Annotated in this window: 12 protein-coding genes; 3 read left to right on the forward strand and 9 right to left on the reverse strand. The window is 67.7% G+C overall.

The features are described from left to right. Positions 1 to 126: 126 nt before the first annotated feature. The 3 genes from QH195_RS34170 to sucC all read right to left on the reverse strand — a co-directional run bounded on the left by QH195_RS34170 (position 127) and on the right by sucC (position 3,376). Positions 127 to 1,062 carry a DUF5336 domain-containing protein gene (locus tag QH195_RS34170; RefSeq protein ID WP_280425372.1) on the reverse strand — a complete coding sequence of 312 codons (936 nt, stop codon included), beginning with the start codon at positions 1,060 to 1,062 and terminating at the stop codon, positions 127 to 129. A 203-nt stretch (positions 1,063 to 1,265) separates the two neighbouring features. Further along, positions 1,266 to 2,180 carry a succinate--CoA ligase subunit alpha gene (gene sucD / locus QH195_RS34175; RefSeq protein ID WP_062973685.1) on the reverse strand — a complete coding sequence of 305 codons (915 nt, stop codon included), beginning with the start codon at positions 2,178 to 2,180 and terminating at the stop codon, positions 1,266 to 1,268. A 32-nt stretch (positions 2,181 to 2,212) separates the two neighbouring features. Next, entirely contained in the window at positions 2,213 to 3,376 is a 1,164-nt protein-coding gene (sucC, locus tag QH195_RS34180) for an ADP-forming succinate--CoA ligase subunit beta (protein ID WP_280425371.1), read from the reverse strand. Between the two features lie 624 nt (positions 3,377 to 4,000). On the opposite strand from sucC, the gene QH195_RS35350 reads away from it, so the two are divergent. Further along, positions 4,001 to 5,422: a peptidoglycan DD-metalloendopeptidase family protein gene (locus QH195_RS35350; protein WP_432278868.1), complete on the forward strand. Its 1,422-nt coding sequence runs from the start codon at positions 4,001 to 4,003 to the stop codon at positions 5,420 to 5,422. A gap of 67 nt (positions 5,423 to 5,489) precedes the next feature. Here the strand turns inward: QH195_RS35350 and QH195_RS34190 are convergent, their stop codons facing one another. Together QH195_RS34190 and pcrA are read right to left on the reverse strand one after the other, a co-directional pair. Then, positions 5,490 to 5,915, reverse strand: a complete 426-nt coding sequence (locus tag QH195_RS34190; RefSeq protein ID WP_280438438.1) for a hypothetical protein — start codon at positions 5,913 to 5,915, stop codon at positions 5,490 to 5,492. 34 nt (positions 5,916 to 5,949) lie between these two features. Continuing rightward, a complete protein-coding gene (gene pcrA, locus QH195_RS34195; RefSeq protein WP_280438439.1) occupies positions 5,950 to 8,667 on the reverse strand; it encodes a DNA helicase PcrA in 2,718 nt (905 codons plus the stop codon). Between the two features lie 325 nt (positions 8,668 to 8,992). Here pcrA and QH195_RS34200 point away from each other — a divergent pair, with 325 nt between their 5' ends. Beyond that, positions 8,993 to 9,304, forward strand: a complete 312-nt coding sequence (locus tag QH195_RS34200; RefSeq protein WP_062973841.1) for a chorismate mutase — start codon at positions 8,993 to 8,995, stop codon at positions 9,302 to 9,304. Between the two features lie 93 nt (positions 9,305 to 9,397). Here the strand turns inward: QH195_RS34200 and QH195_RS34205 are convergent, their stop codons facing one another. Continuing rightward, a complete protein-coding gene (locus QH195_RS34205; RefSeq protein WP_280438440.1) occupies positions 9,398 to 10,852 on the reverse strand; it encodes an NAD-dependent succinate-semialdehyde dehydrogenase in 1,455 nt (484 codons plus the stop codon). A gap of 108 nt (positions 10,853 to 10,960) precedes the next feature. Here QH195_RS34205 and pgi point away from each other — a divergent pair, with 108 nt between their 5' ends. Then, positions 10,961 to 12,598, forward strand: coding sequence for a glucose-6-phosphate isomerase (pgi, locus tag QH195_RS34210; protein ID WP_280438441.1), 1,638 nt, complete (start codon positions 10,961 to 10,963; stop codon positions 12,596 to 12,598). A gap of 60 nt (positions 12,599 to 12,658) precedes the next feature. On the opposite strand, the gene QH195_RS34215 is transcribed toward pgi, so the two are convergent. The 3 genes from QH195_RS34215 to QH195_RS34225 form a co-directional block, all read right to left on the reverse strand. After that, complete coding sequence (locus QH195_RS34215) at positions 12,659 to 14,257, reverse strand: hypothetical protein (protein WP_280438442.1); 1,599 nt, start codon at positions 14,255 to 14,257, stop codon at positions 12,659 to 12,661. Between the two features lie 161 nt (positions 14,258 to 14,418). Further along, positions 14,419 to 15,543, reverse strand: a complete 1,125-nt coding sequence (locus tag QH195_RS34220) for a lipase family protein (RefSeq protein ID WP_280425365.1) — start codon at positions 15,541 to 15,543, stop codon at positions 14,419 to 14,421. 108 nt (positions 15,544 to 15,651) lie between these two features. Continuing rightward, positions 15,652 to 16,182, reverse strand: a complete 531-nt coding sequence (locus tag QH195_RS34225) for a hypothetical protein (protein ID WP_280438443.1) — start codon at positions 16,180 to 16,182, stop codon at positions 15,652 to 15,654. Between the last annotated feature and the right edge of the window lie 267 nt (positions 16,183 to 16,449).

Raw genomic sequence — 16,449 nt, forward strand, 5'->3', positions numbered from 1 at the left:
CCTCCCCCCGCGCCCCGCCCCCGCCGGGGGGGGGGGGGGGGGGCCGGGGGGCATCTTTTTTTTTTCGCGGGCGCGGGCCCCGGGGGGGGGGCCCCCCCGCCCCGCCGGGCGGGGGACCGCCGTGGATCACTTCTGGTCGTCGGACTGGCGGAACGCGCGGGTGGCGTCACCGGCCGGGTCGGAGCCCTGTTCACCGCCGAACGGCTGGGCCGGCTGACCCGGCTGCTGCTGCGGCTGACCGTAACCCGCCTGCGGCTGCTGCGGCTGTCCATAGGGCGACTGCTGCTGGCCACCGGCGTACGGCGATTGCTGACCGTACTGCTGCTGAGCCTGCTGCGGCTGCTGACCGTAAGCCTGTTGCTGACCGTAACCCTGCTGCTGGCCCGGCTGACCGTAGCCCGGCTGCTGTTGCTGGCCGCTGCTGTACTGCTGCTGGCCGTAGCCCGGCTGCTGCTGACCGTAGCTCTGCTGCCCCTGGTACTGCTGCTGGCCGTAACCCTGCTGCTGACCGGCCGGGAAACCGGACGGCGCGGACGGGCGGCCGGCCGGCGCGGACAGGATGCCCGCATCGAAGAGCACCACGGCGACGGCGAGGCCGGCCTGAACCAGCGCCAGGACCAGGATCAGATACAACCCGATCTCGGCCTTGGCCCCCTCGGGCAGGGTGAACAGCTGGAACAAAATGGTGAGGAAGGTACCGGTCGCGACGGCCGCGGAAACCCCGACCCAATTCTGCTTCGGCAGCAGCGACAGGCCCGCGAGCAGACCCGCGATCAACAGCAGGCCGCCGATCGAGGCTTCCTGGTACTCCCAGAGATTCAGGCTGGTATCGGCCGACGAGGGCAGGTCCATATCGGTATCCGCGCCCACATAGGCCAAGAAGCCCAGCAGGAAGGCGAGCACGCCCACGGCAGCAGCACCGATGGTCAGGAAGAACGGCAGGCCTTTCCCGCCGGCCTCAGCGGCATTCGCACCACCGGCTGCCTGCGGCTGGCCGGGATTGGGCGGAACGGAGGGCGGAACGGGTGCGTTGTACCCGGAGCCCCCGGTCGGGTATGACATGTCGTCGTCTCCTAGGTCGAGTCATACGTACTTGACGGCTGAATTCCCTTTGACGCTACTGCACACACGCGTACAGGTCATCACCGAACAATCCAGCTGTGGATAACCCGGACCGCACGGACGGCGTTACCGCAGCGCAGCCCGGAAAGCAGAAGGCCGCCCGCGTCTGCGGACGGCCTCCCGAGTTCTACCGGAGCACCGGATCAGGCGCTGACCGCGGCCTTCTCCAGGATCTCGCGCGCCAGGGCGGCGGTTTCGGACGGCGTCTTGCCGACCTTCACACCCGCGGCTTCCAGCGCATCCTTCTTCGCCTGGGCGGTGCCCGACGAACCGGACACGATGGCACCCGCGTGGCCCATGGTCTTGCCCTCGGGCGCGGTGAACCCGGCGACGTAACCGACGACCGGCTTGGTGACGTTGGCCTGGATATAGGCCGCGGCCCGCTCCTCGGCGTCGCCACCGATCTCACCGATCATCACGATCAGCTCGGTCTCCGGATCCTTCTCGAACGCCTCGATGGCGTCGATATGGGTGGTGCCGATCACGGGGTCACCACCGATACCGATGGAGGTGGAGAAGCCGAAATCGCGCAGCTCGTACATCATCTGGTAGGTCAGGGTGCCGGACTTGGAAACCAGTCCGATCGGGCCCTTGCCGGTGATATTGGCCGGGGTGATGCCGACCAGCGCTTCGCCGGGGGTGATGATGCCGGGGCAGTTCGGGCCGATGATCCGGGTCTTGGCACCCTTCTCGACGTTGTAGGCCCATGCGTAGGCGGTGTCCTGCACCGGGATGCCCTCGGTGATCACCACGAGCAGCGGGATCTCCGCGTCGATGGCCTCGATGATGGCGTCCTTGGAGAACTTCGGCGGCACGAAGGCGATGGACACATCGGCGCCGGTCTTCTCCATGGCCTCGGCCACGGTGGCGAACACGGGCAGCTCGACCGCGTTGCCGTCCTTGTCGGTGTGCGAGACGGTGGTGCCCGCTTTACGCGCGTTCACACCGCCGACGACCTGGGTACCGGCCTTCAGCATCAGCGCGGTGTGCTTGGTGCCCTCGCCGCCGGTGATGCCCTGGACGATGACCTTCGAATCCTTGTTGAGGAAGATAGACATAGTTCTGTGTGTCCTTTGACTGGGCGGTCGACTCAGCGGGCCGCGAGTTCGGCGGCCTTGTCGGCGCCTTCGTCCATGGTCTGCGCCAGCGTCACCAGCGGGTGCGCGGCTTCGGCGAGGATCTTGCGACCCTCTTCCACCCGGTTACCGTCCAGGCGGACCACCAGCGGTTTGTTCGCTTCGTCACCCAGGATCTCCAGCGCCTTCACGATGCCGTTGGCCACCGCGTCACACGCCGTGATACCACCGAAGACGTTCACGAAAACGCTCTTCACCTGGGAATCGTTCAGGATGACGTCCAGGCCGTTGGCCATGACCTCGGCGGAGGCACCGCCACCGATATCGAGGAAGTTGGCCGGTTTCACGCCGCTGTGCTTCTCGCCGGCGTAGGCGACGACGTCCAGGGTGGACATGACCAGACCGGCGCCGTTGCCGATGATGCCGACCTCACCGTCGAGCTTGACGTAGTTGAGGTCGTTCTCCTTGGCCTTGAGCTCCAGCGGATCGGTCGCGTCCTTGTCCGCGAACTCCGCATGGTCGGCGTGCCGGAAGTCGGCGTTCTCGTCCAGGGTCACCTTGCCGTCGAGCGCCAGGATCTCGTCCTGCGGGGTGCGCACCAGCGGGTTGACCTCGACCAGGGTGGCGTCCTCGGCGACGAAGACCTCCCACAGCTTCTGGATGGTCACCGCGGCGGCGTCCAGCACCTCGGCGGGCAGGTGGCCCTGCTCGGCGATGGAGCGGGCGAATGCGAGGTCGACGCCCTTGACCGCGTCGACCGGCACCTTGGCCAGCCGGTCGGGCTTGGTGGCGGCGACCTCTTCGATCTCCATACCGCCCTCGACCGAGCACATGGCCAGGTAGGTGCGGTTGGCCCGATCGAGCAGGAAGGAGATGTAGTACTCCTCGGCGATATCCTTCGCCTCGGCCACCAGGATCTTCTTGGTGATGTGCCCCTTGATGTCCAGGCCGAGGATGTTGTTCGCGTGGGTCAGCGCGTCATCCGGGGTGGCCGCGTACTTCACGCCACCGGCCTTGCCGCGGCCACCGACCTTCACCTGGGATTTGATCATCACCGGCTTGCCGATTTCCGCGGCGATGGCGCGGGCGTCCTCAGCAGTGTCGGTCACGCGGCCTTCCGACGAAGGCACCCCGTGCTTTACGAAGAGCTCCTTCGCCTGATATTCGAAGAGATCCATGTATTCACCGTCTCGTCTGCGTTGCTATGACAACGTCTTTGTTGGCGGCCCGACGTCGGTAGCGGGTCGTTCGGACTCTAACCACTCATAGGGACGGCCGATCGGGCACGTTCATCCTAAGTGGCACAGGTCACGGGCGCGGTGGCGGGGAGCCCAAACCCGCAGGCCATGGCTACCGGCGAGTAGCTTCCCGGCGGATCCGCAGGCGGTGCGGGATGCCGGGAGGCGACACCCGGGCGGAAGGGTTCCGGGATCGCCACGCAGCGTTTCCGCTAGTGAGCTATCACAACGCTGAAACGTGATCAATGTCACAGTAACGTTTGGATTCGTCCTACCGCTTGCCGCGTCGCAATCGTTTCGTTACCGTCGAACCGATCGATGTCACAGCCCGATCACGAGCGCGCCAGGCGTGGTTGCTTGCGAATCCGGTTGTCGCGCGAGTAGAGATCTCCGTGATGTTGCTCCCGTGAGCAGGTTGAGAGAGGACGGCAGCTTGACGCAGCACACCGCTCCGCAATCGCAGAGCCGTTCGGTAACAGCCTTCCCGACGCCGCGTCCCGTCCCGGCCGGACGTATTCCCTGTACAACAACCCTTCGGATGGCCGATCGGATGCGGATCCGCTGATGAACCACCACGGCACCCTGGACGCCCAGTACAACGGCCATCGCCGTCGGCCTCGCAGTGATACTGCACCGGCCGCCGATGCCCCCCAGCCGTTCAATGCTTTCGGCGCCCCCGGCGACAGCCGGTCGCGCAGGCGTCCGCTGAACACCGCCGCGGCATCCGCTGCCGCCGACTCCCAGCGCAGCGACTCCCAGCGCAGCGCCGCCGACGATTTCTGGGCGACCAACCAGGGCTGGGCAGAATCCGGCGACGCCCACACCGGGCGGGGTTCGGCCGAGCCGCAGACCGCTGTGTGGTCGGAGCCGCAACCGGCAGCGTGGTCGGAGCCGCAACCGGCAGCATGGCCCGAGCCGCAAACCGCCCATCAGGAACACCGGACCTCCTGGCCGGAACCGCAGGGCGGGTCGTGGCAGGCGGCGCAGACCACCGCCTGGTCGGGCCGCGACTGGCGCGGGGAAGACGGCTGGGACCGCACCGATAAACCCGCTTGGCACAGCGATCCGAACTGGAACACCCACCAGAGCTGGTCCGAGGCGCAGACCTGGGCCGAGGAACCCACTCCCGCCGGCACCACCGAGCCCGCGCCGTACGACCGGCCCAGTACGGTCGCCGAGGCCTTGGCGAACGCCCCCGCGAGGCCCGAGACCGACGAGGAATCGCGGTCGGCGCGCTCCCGCGGAGCCCATCGGGTCGCCGCCCCGCCGTCCGCGCTCAAGGGCCGGGCAGCGGTGGTCGCGGTCGCGGCCGGTGCCGTCGTCGCGGCCGGGCAGTGTGCCACCGCTGCGCCCGGCGAACCACAGAAAGCGGAACAGGCCACCGATTACGAGGCGGCGGGCTCGGTGCACGAGATCGCCGCCCAGTCGATGGCCACCGAAGGGCCGGCGGCCGTGGATCCGCATTCACCGCAGATGCTCACCGGAGGGGCATCGCTCGACACCAGCCGCTTCGGCGAGATGCTGGCCAACGGCGCGGAGTTCGCAAAGGATCTGGCGGCGGCCGAAGAGGCCAAGTACCGGCCGCTGTTCGCCCATTTCACCGCCGCCGGGTCCTTCACTTCCGGTTTCGGTGCCCGCTGGGGTGTTCAGCATCTGGGCGTAGATATCGCCGCACCGATCGGTACTCCCATCTACGCGGTCGCGGACGGTGAGGTCATCGACGCCGGTCCGGCGGCGGGCTTCGGTATGTGGGTCCGCTTGCTGCACGCCGACGGCACCATCACCGTTTACGGCCATGTCGATACCACCACGGTGTCGGTGGGCGATTACGTTCTCGCGGGCGACCAGATCGCCACGATGGGTAATCGTGGTTTCTCCACCGGACCCCACGTCCATTTCGAGGTGTGGCTCAACGGGAGCGACAAGGTCGACCCCATCCCCTGGCTGGCCACCCGCGGTATCAGCCTCACCGACAACAGAGACTGAGCAGGGTCCGGGCGCCGCTCCACTCGGGGACGCGCCGCGGCCCGCCCGGGTATCCGGGCGGGCCGAGTCAGGGCGCGACGCTGATCGCCAGCCCGATCAGGACGACCACTTTGGCCACTTCCAGGCCGATGTACCAATAGTGCGCTGTCGAACGCGGCAGTTCTTCGCCGGCGAGCACCCGGTCGGACCGCCGCGACAGTGGAGGCCGCACCACCGCGACCTGAACCAGCAGGATCCCCACGGCGAGGCCCAGCCACAGCCAGACCCCTCCGGACGGGCCGAGTATCCCCGCGGCCGCCAGCAGCACCACTGCCAGCACCGACTCCACCGTATTCAGTGCCCGGAAAACGATACGGCCGATACCCAGGCCGAGAGCCGTGGTCACTCCCGGTGCGCGGAACTTCAACGGCGTTTCCAGGAACGAGATCGCCAGCACCATGCCGAGCCAGAGCATCGGCAGGAACCACATCAGATGCTGCGCCACAGACTTCATGACCGAAACCTACCGCGCCGCACCGGGAGTTCCGCTAGAGCTTCGTGAGGGTTTGACTGAACTTCGGAATCAGCCGGATCTTGCCGTTACTGCCGAAATCGATCGTCACACTGGCCATATCCCCGACTCCGTCGGCCGCGACCACTCTGCCCAGCCCGTATTTGTCGTCGCTGACCCGGTCACCGACTGCGAGTACCAGCCCGACATTGTTGCGGGCGACCCGCGCCGAGCGGCCCTCGCGCGGGCCAGGGCGTGTTTCCCGGCCCCGGGGCCAGCCACCCGTCCAGTCGTCGTCGGAGGATTCCGTGGCCCGGCGGCCGTACTGCGTGGGGGCCGACGAACGCTTCGGTTCGAGCCGCTGCCAGTCGATGAGGTGATCCGGAACTTCCTGCAGGAACCGGGACTCCGGGTTGAACACCGGCTGCCCCCAGGCAGAGCGGACCACCGCACGGGTCAAGTACAGGCGTCGACGTGCACGGGTGATACCCACATAGGCCAGCCGCCGCTCCTCGGCCAGTTCGGCCGGATCGCCGAGGGCCCGCAGATGCGGGAACTGCCCGTCCTCCCACCCGGTGACGAAGACCACCGGGAATTCCAGTCCCTTGGCCGTGTGCAGGGTCATCATGGTCACCATGCCCGACCCTTCGTCGGGAATCTGGTCGGCATCGGCCACCAGCGAGACCCGTTCCAGGAACGCGGCCAGCGAACCCGGTTCGGGCTCGCCCTCCCCGGCTTCCGGCACGAATCCCTCGGCACGGGCGGCTTCCACCGCGTTACGGGCCTCCGAACTGAATTCGCGGGCCACGCTGACCAGTTCGTTGAGGTTGTCCAGCCGTGCACCGTCCTGCGGATCATCCGAGGATTCCAGCTCCGCCCGGTAGCCGGTACGGTCCAGGACGGCCTCCACCACCGCCCCGACATCCGGGAAATCGAGTTCGTCCATTTCCCCCGCGGCCCGGATCTGCTCGAGCAGTTCGACGAAACCGGCGATCGCGTTGCGCGCCCGCGTGTTCAGCAGCGCCACCTCGCCGACGGCGGCATCGCGCAGGGCCTCCGCGAAACCGATACCGCGCTGTTCGGCGTGTACGGCGACACAGGCCTCGGCGCGGTCACCGATCCCGCGGCGCGGGGTGTTGAGGATCCGCCGCAGGCTCACCGCATCGTCGGGGTTCTCGAGTACCCGCAGGTAGGCGACGATATCGCGGACTTCCTTGCGCTCGTAGAACCGAACCCCGCCGACCACCTTGTACGGCAGCCCCATCCGGATGAAGATCTCCTCCAGCGCGCGGGAGTTGTTGTTGGTCCGGTAGAACACGGCGATATCGGAGTAGCCCACCTCGCCCGCGTCCACCAGCCGGTCGATCTCCCGGGCGACGAACGCGGCCTCGTCGTGTTCGTTGTCGGCGACGTACCCGGTGATCAACTCGCCTTCACCGGCGTCGGTCCACAAACGCTTATCGCGCCGGTTGGTGTTGCGGGCGATCACGGCATTGGCAGCCGACAGGATGTTCTGGGTGGAGCGGTAGTTCTGCTCCAACAGGATGGTCTCGGCATCGGGGAAATCGCGTTCGAATTCCTCGATATTGCGGATGGTGGCGCCGCGGAACGCGTAGATGGACTGGTCGGCGTCGCCGACCACGCAGAGTTCGCTGGGCGGTACGGGCCGCGCCGCCGCGGTTCCGGTCTCGGTACCGGCGGCGGCTGCCGCCCCGGCCTCGGTATCGGCAGCTTCTGTCGCCGCCGCCGGATCGGCCGCGCCGTGCCCGACCAGTTCCCGGACCAGCACATACTGTGCGTGGTTGGTGTCCTGGTACTCGTCGACCAGCACATGCCGGAAACGGCGGCGGTAGTACTCGGCGACCTCGGGATGCTTCTGCAGCAGGCCGACGGTCTCACCGATGAGATCGTCGAAATCCAGCGCGTTCGCGGCCCGCAGCCGCCGCTGGTATTCGGTGTAGACGCGGGCCACGATCCGCGGCAGCTCGACATCCTCGAATTCGGCATCCGAACTCGCCTGCTCCGGGCCGATCAGCTCGTTCTTCAGGTTCGAGATGGCGGTGGCCAGCATCCGCGCCGAGAATTTCTTGGGATCCAGCTCCAGATCCCGGCCGATCATGGTGAGCAGCCGGCGCGAATCGTCGGCGTCGTAGATCGAGAAGTTCGAATTCATCCCCGGCAGCAGCGCCGACTGGGTGCGCAGAATACGCACACAACTGGAGTGGAAGGTAGACACCCACATGCTCGCGGCCCGGGGACCGACCAGCTCGATGACCCGCTCCCGCATCTCCGCAGCGGCCTTGTTGGTGAACGTGATGGCCAGAATCTGCCCTGGGGTGACCCCACGCTCGGCCAGCAGGTACGCGATCCGGCGGGTGAGCACAGCGGTCTTACCCGAGCCCGCCCCTGCCACGATCAACAGCGGTGGTCCGGTGTGCAGAACGGCCGCACGCTGCTGCGGATTGAGCCCTTCCAGCAGCTCTGCGGCTTCCGCTGAGCGCCGCTGCGCCGACTCGGTACGCTGCTGGGCCTGTTCGGCCTGTACGCGGCGCTGCAACGCCGCCAGCCCGCCCTGCGCGCCGCCGGCAGCCGGGGCGCCGGACACCGGCGGACGCGGCGGAACGCCCGCCGCTTCCAGACCGGGTAGCGTCGGCACATCCGGGCCGCGCTCGTCCGCGCCGGAACCCGAGCGGCCGGCGGCGGAGCGCTGAGGGCGGGAATGCGAATCCGAACGAGTTGCAGCCGTGGTGTCCATCGGTTGTTCACGCTACCGCTACGCCCCGACTCGATCGAACACTCGGACGAAAACGGTAGGCCGTTCCCGGCGCCGGGAACGCAATCTTGACTTTGCAGACCCTTCTGAGCGTGGCAAACTGGCTGCATGGTTTGCCCTTTTGTGAAACAACCGCTCCGGCTGTGTGCACAGCGGGATCACAGCCCGGGCACCTGAGACGGTAGGGGCAGGTAGGGGGTAACGGGACTACCAGACCCATCGGGTCTGTTTCACGGTGAAGGAACTCTGGACCGGTAACGCAAAGCGGTGCGATGGCGATCCAGGTTCTGACACGAGGAGATGAATGATGAGCACACCCGCCACGGCGACCGGGTCGGATTCGACGACCGGCACGGAATCGGAGCTCCCTCGGACCGAAGCCGAGATCGAGAAGCTTCGTAAGGAAATCGACCAGCTCGACGCGGAGATCCTGGCGGCGATCAAACGCCGGACCGAGATCTCGCGCGTTATCGGCCGCACCCGGATGGCCTCCGGCGGCACCCGGCTGGTGCACAGCCGCGAGATGAAGGTGCTGGAACGCTTCAGTGAGCTGGGCCAGGAGGGTCATACGCTGGCAATGCTGCTGCTGCGGCTCGGTCGCGGCCGGCTCGGCCGGTAGACCGCCCGAAACCACATGCGGCGGCCCGCAGACCGCCGCACTGCCGCGAACCGCCCCGGGTGAAGACGCCCCGGGGCGGTCGTATGTCACGGCTCAGGTCATCGCGATGTACTTCGTGGACAGATACTCCTCGATCCCCTCGGTACCGCCCTCCCGGCCGAATCCGGAGGCCTTCACACCACCGAAGGGCGCGGCGGGATCGGAGATGACGCCGCGGTTCACCCCCACCATGCCGCTCTCCAAACCTTCCGCCACCCGCAGTGCCCGGTCGAGATCCCGCGTGTAGACATAGCTGACCAGCCCGAATTCGGTGTCGTTGGCGGCGGCCAGCCCCTCGTCTTCGGTGTCGAAGGCGACGATCGGAGCTACCGGGCCGAACACCTCCTCGCGCAGGATCCGGGCGCCGTCGGGGATATCGGTCAGGATGGTCGCCGGGTAGAACCAACCCGGGCCGCCGGGGGCCTTACCGCCCAGGCGCACGGTCGCACCGGCGGATACCGCGTCGTCGACCAGCTCGGACACCGTGCTGAGCTGTTCGGAGTTGATCAGCGGGCCCAGTGTGGTCTCCGGGTCGGTTCCGGGTCCCATTCGCACCTGCTCGTTCATGGCCGCGGCGAATTTATCCGTGAACTCCGCCAGCACGCCACGCTGCACGTGGAAGCGATTCGCCGCCGTACATGCCTCGCCGCCGTTGCGCAGTTTCGCCAGCATGGCGCCCTGAACAGCGGCGTCGATATCGGCGTCGTCGAACACCACGAACGGCGCGTTGCCGCCGAGTTCCATCGAGGTGCGCAGCAGACCGTGTGCGGACTTCTCGACCAGCGACCGGCCGACCTCGGTGGACCCGGTGAAAGTGAGTTTGCGCAGCCGGGGATCGTCGAGCAGCGGCTGGGTCACCGCGCCGGAACGGCGAGAGGTGATCACCGACAGCACGCCCTCGGGAAGCCCCGCCTCGGCGCAGAGCTTCGCCAGCAACAGCATGGTGAGCGGAGTGGCCGACGCCGGTTTCACGATCATCGTGCACCCCGCGGCGAGGGCCGGGCCGATCTTGCGGGTCCCCATCGCGAGCGGGAAATTCCACGGTGTGATGGCCAGACACGGCCCGACCGGCTGTTTGTGCACGAGAATCCGCCCTGTCCCCGACGGGGCATGCAGATAACGGCCGCTTATCCGCGCCGCCTCCTCACTGAACCAGCGGAAGAACTCGGCACCGTAGCGCACCTCGTTACGACTCTCCGGAAGGGCCTTACCCATCTCCAGAGTCATCAGCAACGCGAATTCCTCCGCCCGCGCGGTGATCCGCTCGAACACCGAACGCAGGATCTCGCCCCGCTCCCGCGCCGGCGTCGCCGCCCAGTCCGCCTGAGCCGCCACCGCGGCATCCAGCGCCCGCACGGCGTCCTCGGGAGTAGCATCCGCGACCTCGGCGATCACCTCCCCGTTCGCGGGGTTGTGCACCGCGAACGTGCCGCCACCGGCGGCATCGACGGGACCCCCGATCCACAGCTGCGTCGGTACAGAATCGAGTACATCGGTTTCTGAGGCCATACGTCTCAGCCTAAATCGCCGACCGCCGAATAGCCCTGGCTCGTGGAGACAGTATTCATGGGCGAAGCCTCCGGCGTGCCGCGGACAGAGGTTGTACGCTCGGCTGGTGTGAGCGTCGACATCACCGCTTCGGCGGCATGGCGGAAATTGCTGGATCATCACGAGGCGATCGCTGCCCTTCGGCTCAGGGATCTGTTCGCCGAGGATCCGGCGCGTGGCCGTGACCTGAGAGTGACGGCCGGTGATCTGCTGATCGATTACAGCAAGCATCGGATCACCCGGCAAACTCTGCGCCTGCTGGTCGAATTGGCGGACGAGGCCGGGGTGGCGGCGCAGCGGGACCGGATGCTGCAGGGCCGCCATATCAACACCTCCGAAGATCGCGCGGTCGGGCATACGGCATTGCGGCTACCGCCGGGCAGTTCGGTCACCATCGACGGCGAGGACGCCGGCGCCGCGGTGCACGAGGTGCTCGACCGGATGCGCGATTTCGCCGATGCCGTCCGTTCCGGACAGTGGCGCGGTGTCACCGGGGAACGGATCCGCACTGTGGTCAATATCGGTATCGGCGGTTCGGATCTCGGTCCGGTGATGGTGCATCAGGCGTTGCGGCACTATGTGGACGCCGGGATCGACGCCCGTTTCGTGTCCAATGTCGATCCGGCCGATCTGGTGGCGAAACTGGCCGGCCTGGACCCGGCGACCACCCTGTTCATCGTGGCCTCGAAAACCTTCTCCACCCTCGAAACCCTGACCAATGCGACGGCTGCCCGCCGCTGGCTGGCCGGCGCGCTGGGCGCGGACGCGGTGGCGAAACATTTCGTGGCGGTTTCCACGAATGCCGAGCGGGTGGCCGAATTCGGGATCGATACGGCCAATATGTTCGGCTTCTGGGATTGGGTGGGCGGCCGCTATTCGGTGGATTCGGCCATCGGGCTGTCGGTGATGGTGACGGTGGGCCCGGATCGGTTCGCCGAGTTCCTGGCCGGTATGCACACCATGGATCGCCATTTCGCGACCGCACCGCCGGAAACCAACGCGCCGGTGCTGCTCGCGCTGCTGGGCGTGTGGTACTCGAATTTCTTCGGTGCCCAATCCCGGGCGGTGCTCCCGTATTCGAACGATCTGGCCCGTTTCCCGGCCTATCTGCAGCAGCTCACCATGGAGTCGAACGGTAAATCGGTGCGCGCCGACGGCACCCCGGTGACCACGTCCACCGGTGAGATCTTCTGGGGCGAACCGGGCACGAACGGTCAGCACGCGTTCTATCAGCTGCTGCACCAGGGGACCCGGCTCATTCCCGCCGATTTCATCGGTTTCGCCCGGCCGACCGACGATCTGCCCACCCGCGACGGCACCGGCAGTATGCACGACATCCTCATGAGCAATCTGTTCGCGCAGACCAAGGTGCTCGCGTTCGGGAAAACCGCGGAGGAGATCGCCGCGGAGGGCACACCCCCGGAACTGGTGCCCCACAAGGTGATGCCGGGTAACCGCCCGAGCACGACGATCCTGGCGCCGCAGTTGACACCCGCGGTGCTCGGCCAGCTGATCGCGCTCTACGAACATCAGGTGTTCGTGGCGGGAGTGATCTGGGGAATCGACAGTTTCGACCAGTGGGGTGTGGAACTCGGCAAACAGCAGGCGCTCGCGCTGGCGCCGCTGCTCACCTCGGCCGAAGATCCCGCGCCGCAGGACGATTCCTCGACCGACAATCTGATCCGCTGGTACCGCGACAACCGCTGACCTGGGTGCGGCGTCCGATGCCCTTGTCTCACCGGCCGGCGAAGGCCACCTGATCGACCGTCACCAGGGGACCACAGGCAGGCTGATTCGCTGCGCGGTCGCCGCGGCGAGCCGCTGGAGTTCGGCGGCGCCGGACACCCGCGCGGGGTCGAGGCTTGCAAGCGTGAGCAGGTAGTCACCGTGGAATCGGCACAGGTAACCGGACAGCCGGGTCCGTGGGCGGCGCGCGTAAGTGAGCCCGGGATGGATGGCGCGGGCGGCGACCCCGGTGCAGTCGTGCGGGCCGAGGGCGTGCAGCGGCGCCGGAATCGTGCCGATATTCGAGCACAGGATGTCGCGCTCGCCGGCGCCCCGGGACAACAGATACGCCACTCGGTCGGGGACGATATGCAGGAATTCCTCCGGCAGCCCGCCGGGGCTCGAGATCCGGCGCTCGTAGGCGGCGCGGGATTTCGCACGGATCGCGCCGGGTTCGTCACCGGGCGCGACGACGATTTCGGTCATGGCGAGATCGTTGTCGATCCGGGGCTCGTCGCGCGTGTCCACCGGCAGGCTGGCCACGATGTCTCGTTCGGGGAAACCAGCGGCCCACAGCGTGTTCGCCACGAACCAGACGAACAGACTGTTCGCCGTACCGCCGCTCACCGCGGCTACTCGGTCCCACTCCCGGGCGGGACACCGCAGCACGAGTGCCGGCACCGGGAGTCCGGCGGTACCGGCCGGGTCGCCGGTACCGGAATCGGCCGCGTGACCGCCGGCCGGCATTCCGTGATCAACGCCTGGAGTCCCGTGATCACCGCCGGGGGTCTCTGCGCCGGTGGCATTGTTTCGGTTCTCGCCCGCGTCCCTGTCGACAATCGCAGGGCTCTCCGCCGCGTTCACGGCCGAGCTGCTGATCGGCGCGGCGGACGATTCTCGTGGCGCGTTCCCCGCTGGACCGGAGGCAGTGCGCACTTCTCCCGATCCGGTTTCCCACCCCGGCCGGCTCCTGCCGGGCGTGCTTGCCGATATCTCCCGCGACCGCCGCCGGAACCGGATCCGTCCGGCGAATCGTCCCCGCCGGAGCACGATACGTGCGGCACGGGCGGTACCGATGAGGACCGTCGTCCAGATGTCGGCGGCATCAGCCCAGTCCGATCCCGGATCACCACCCGCCTCCGTACTACTGCCCGGGCAACTGTCGCGGCCCGGAGAGAGGCCGGGGCCCGTATCGTTTTCACCCAACGCCCCCAGCGCTTTTTCGACGGCGATTACCAGCCCCCGCGCATCGGCGAGAACGTGTGAACAGGTGAGGGCGACGACTGTGCCACCGTCGGTGACCGGCGCCGCCGACAGGCGCCAGCCGGGGCCGTGCCGTGGATCAAGATCCGCGCCGCGTCCGTCCGCCCAGGGCAGGATCTCGTCCACGGGGATCGGGGCCGGCGCCATATCGACGGGGTGGGCGCGGATACTGGGCTGCCAGCGGTCCCGGGCGCCGGGAACTCCGGACCGGACGACCCGGCGGCCGAGCGGGCCCACGCGCAGGGCGGCGTGCAACCGGTCGAGGCGGCCGGTATCCACCGGATCGGCCGTACGCCACAGCCCCTGGAGCGCGATGGGTGTTCCCATTCCCGCATGGGTCCGCAGAAATATTCCGTCGATAACGCTCAGCCGGCGCATCAGCTCAGGCTAGCCACCCTTCCGGCGGCCCCGCGCAAGCCTGCCTCGACCACCCACGGTCACCCAGCGGTCGAGGTGAAGCCCCCACACACACCGGCACGATCCGATGGGTGCCGGTCGAAGCACGGCCCTGCAGGCGCGTCGTGACGGCAGTTCGGGGCTCAGCCCGGCGGAAGCTCCCGGGCGAAGAAGCCGAGGGCGTAATCCAGCCCGCCCCGCTGGGGTACGTCGTGGCCGGCCTCGAGGATCCGGAGCTGGTGCTGGGTTCCGTTCATCAGGAACTGGCCGGTGAGGGCGAGGGTGAACGGTAGCGGGACGACGGTGTCGTAGGCACCGTGGACGATCAGAATCGGGTCCTGGTAGCCGCTGACCGGCACGCTCATATAGTCGCGCATCATCGGCGCGAATTCGGGATCGTCGAGCGGCCGCGTCAACATGGACCCGATTTCCGCCTCGGCCAGCATTTCGGCGGTGCCGGAATTGCACTCGGTACCGAGTTCACCGACGAAATTCCGGCCGACCGGAGTGAGGTAGTCGTCGACATTCAGCCCGGCACCGGCCATACCGGACAGCACCATGGTGACGGCGCGTCCCGGGAATCCCGGCATCTCGGGCTGGTCCGGCCGGGAGCGGAGGAAGATCGTCTCCATATTGCTGACCGGGGACAAGGCCACCGTGCCGTGGAAATCGAGTTCGGGGGCATACTCCGCGGCGTACCGGCCGGTGCCGAGCGCGGCGTGGCCACCCTGGGAGTATCCGGCGACGCCCCAGCTGTCGGAGAGGCCGCCGAACGCGGCCCGGGTGGCACGTACTGCGTCGATGGTGGCGCTCGCGGCGGTGCTGGTCTGCAGATACGGGTGGGGTACCGGGGAGCCCGGACTCAAACCGATGTAGTCGGGCGCGACCACCGCGTAACCGGCATCGTTGAACCGGCGGACGACGGGTCCCGTCTCCTTTTCGAGCTTGGAAGAACCGGTCAGCCCGCACTGCTGCCCCACACCGGACGTGCCGTGATCCCACGCGACGATCCGGCGGCCGCCCTCCGGGACGGCGCCGTCCGGAATCCGCACCACTGCTTCCGCGGCGACCAGTTTCCCGCCGGGCCCCGTGGTGACGTAGCGGAGGCGCTGCACATCGTCGAGTCCGCCCCATTCGCGGTCGAGTGGTTCGGCGGACAGCAGCAGTCCCGGGTGCCAGGCCGTATCCGCCTGCGCAACCACCGGCAGTCCGGCGCACAACGCCGCGACCAACGTCAGAACCCCCACGATTGTCCGGACTACGCGCACCAGCCCTCTCCTCTATCTCACGGCGGTCGAGGTACATGATCGCAGCAATTCGGACACCCTGTGCATACGGTGGCGTATCAGCGCCGGTGGCCCGGGCGTGTCCCGGGTTCAGCGGACCGGCGGTGCGATCTGCCAGTGTTTCTCCAGGGCACCGGCGATATCGGGCAGTACGGTCACCGGAATCTTCTTGTGCCGCAAGATATTACGAATCTCGGTAATTTGCTCCCGTTTTCGCAGGTCATAGGCACCGGAGACCGGTCCGGCCACCGGCGGAATCGATAGCAGAACCAATTCGCTGTGTAATTCCTCACCCCCGATCAGATCCAGCGCCAGCGACCACCGCGACCGTTCGTCGAGACCGAAGCGTCCGGCAACAACGCGTTCCCATTCGATACTGGTCACCGACCACGGGGTACGCCGGTGGATGGCGTCTTCGGTCAATACCACGGCGTCCCGCTTGAACAGCGCGAACAGGGCAGCTATGGCGAGAAGCGCGCCGAGGACCAGCCCGGTGAAGATCCGGCCCGGCCCGAACAGCATTACCGTCGGCACAGTCACGGCCGCGAGGACCGCCGTCCCGGCCAGACCGTAAACCAGCACCCGCTCGGTGGGCACAACACCCGCGTGCACCCTGTGCATACCGACTCCGCTCACCCCGAGAACTCGTATTGCCGGCCACACGGTACCGGATCGGCCGTGGGGGGGGGGGGGGGGGGGGGGGGGGGGCGGGCGCCCCCGGCGCCCAGGGCCCGGCGGCGCGCGCCGCCGCGCCCGCAGCGGGCTGCATGCGGGGGAATCGAATGGGTATGGCTATCGGCAAGCGCAGTCCCACTGCGTTTGTGGCAGAACGCCGGGCACGGTACCGCCTGCGCCGTCCGCCGGCGAGAGCTACAGGAGGCGATGACG

Source organism: Nocardia carnea, from assembly GCF_029868855.1.
Classification (GTDB): Bacteria; Actinomycetota; Actinomycetes; order Mycobacteriales; family Mycobacteriaceae; genus Nocardia; species Nocardia carnea_A.

Coding starts and splice junctions, on each gene's coding strand:
- QH195_RS34170 (WP_280425372.1), bottom strand. CDS start 1,062: ATGTCATACCCGACCGGGGGCTCCGGGTACAACGCACCCGTTCCGCCC.
- sucD (WP_062973685.1), bottom strand. CDS start 2,180: ATGTCTATCTTCCTCAACAAGGATTCGAAGGTCATCGTCCAGGGCATC.
- sucC (WP_280425371.1), bottom strand. CDS start 3,376: ATGGATCTCTTCGAATATCAGGCGAAGGAGCTCTTCGTAAAGCACGGG.
- QH195_RS35350 (WP_432278868.1), top strand. CDS start 4,001: ATGAACCACCACGGCACCCTGGACGCCCAGTACAACGGCCATCGCCGT.
- QH195_RS34190 (WP_280438438.1), bottom strand. CDS start 5,915: ATGAAGTCTGTGGCGCAGCATCTGATGTGGTTCCTGCCGATGCTCTGG.
- pcrA (WP_280438439.1), bottom strand. CDS start 8,667: ATGGACACCACGGCTGCAACTCGTTCGGATTCGCATTCCCGCCCTCAG.
- QH195_RS34200 (WP_062973841.1), top strand. CDS start 8,993: ATGAGCACACCCGCCACGGCGACCGGGTCGGATTCGACGACCGGCACG.
- QH195_RS34205 (WP_280438440.1), bottom strand. CDS start 10,852: ATGGCCTCAGAAACCGATGTACTCGATTCTGTACCGACGCAGCTGTGG.
- QH195_RS34215 (WP_280438442.1), bottom strand. CDS start 14,257: ATGCGCCGGCTGAGCGTTATCGACGGAATATTTCTGCGGACCCATGCG.
- QH195_RS34225 (WP_280438443.1), bottom strand. CDS start 16,182: ATGCACAGGGTGCACGCGGGTGTTGTGCCCACCGAGCGGGTGCTGGTT.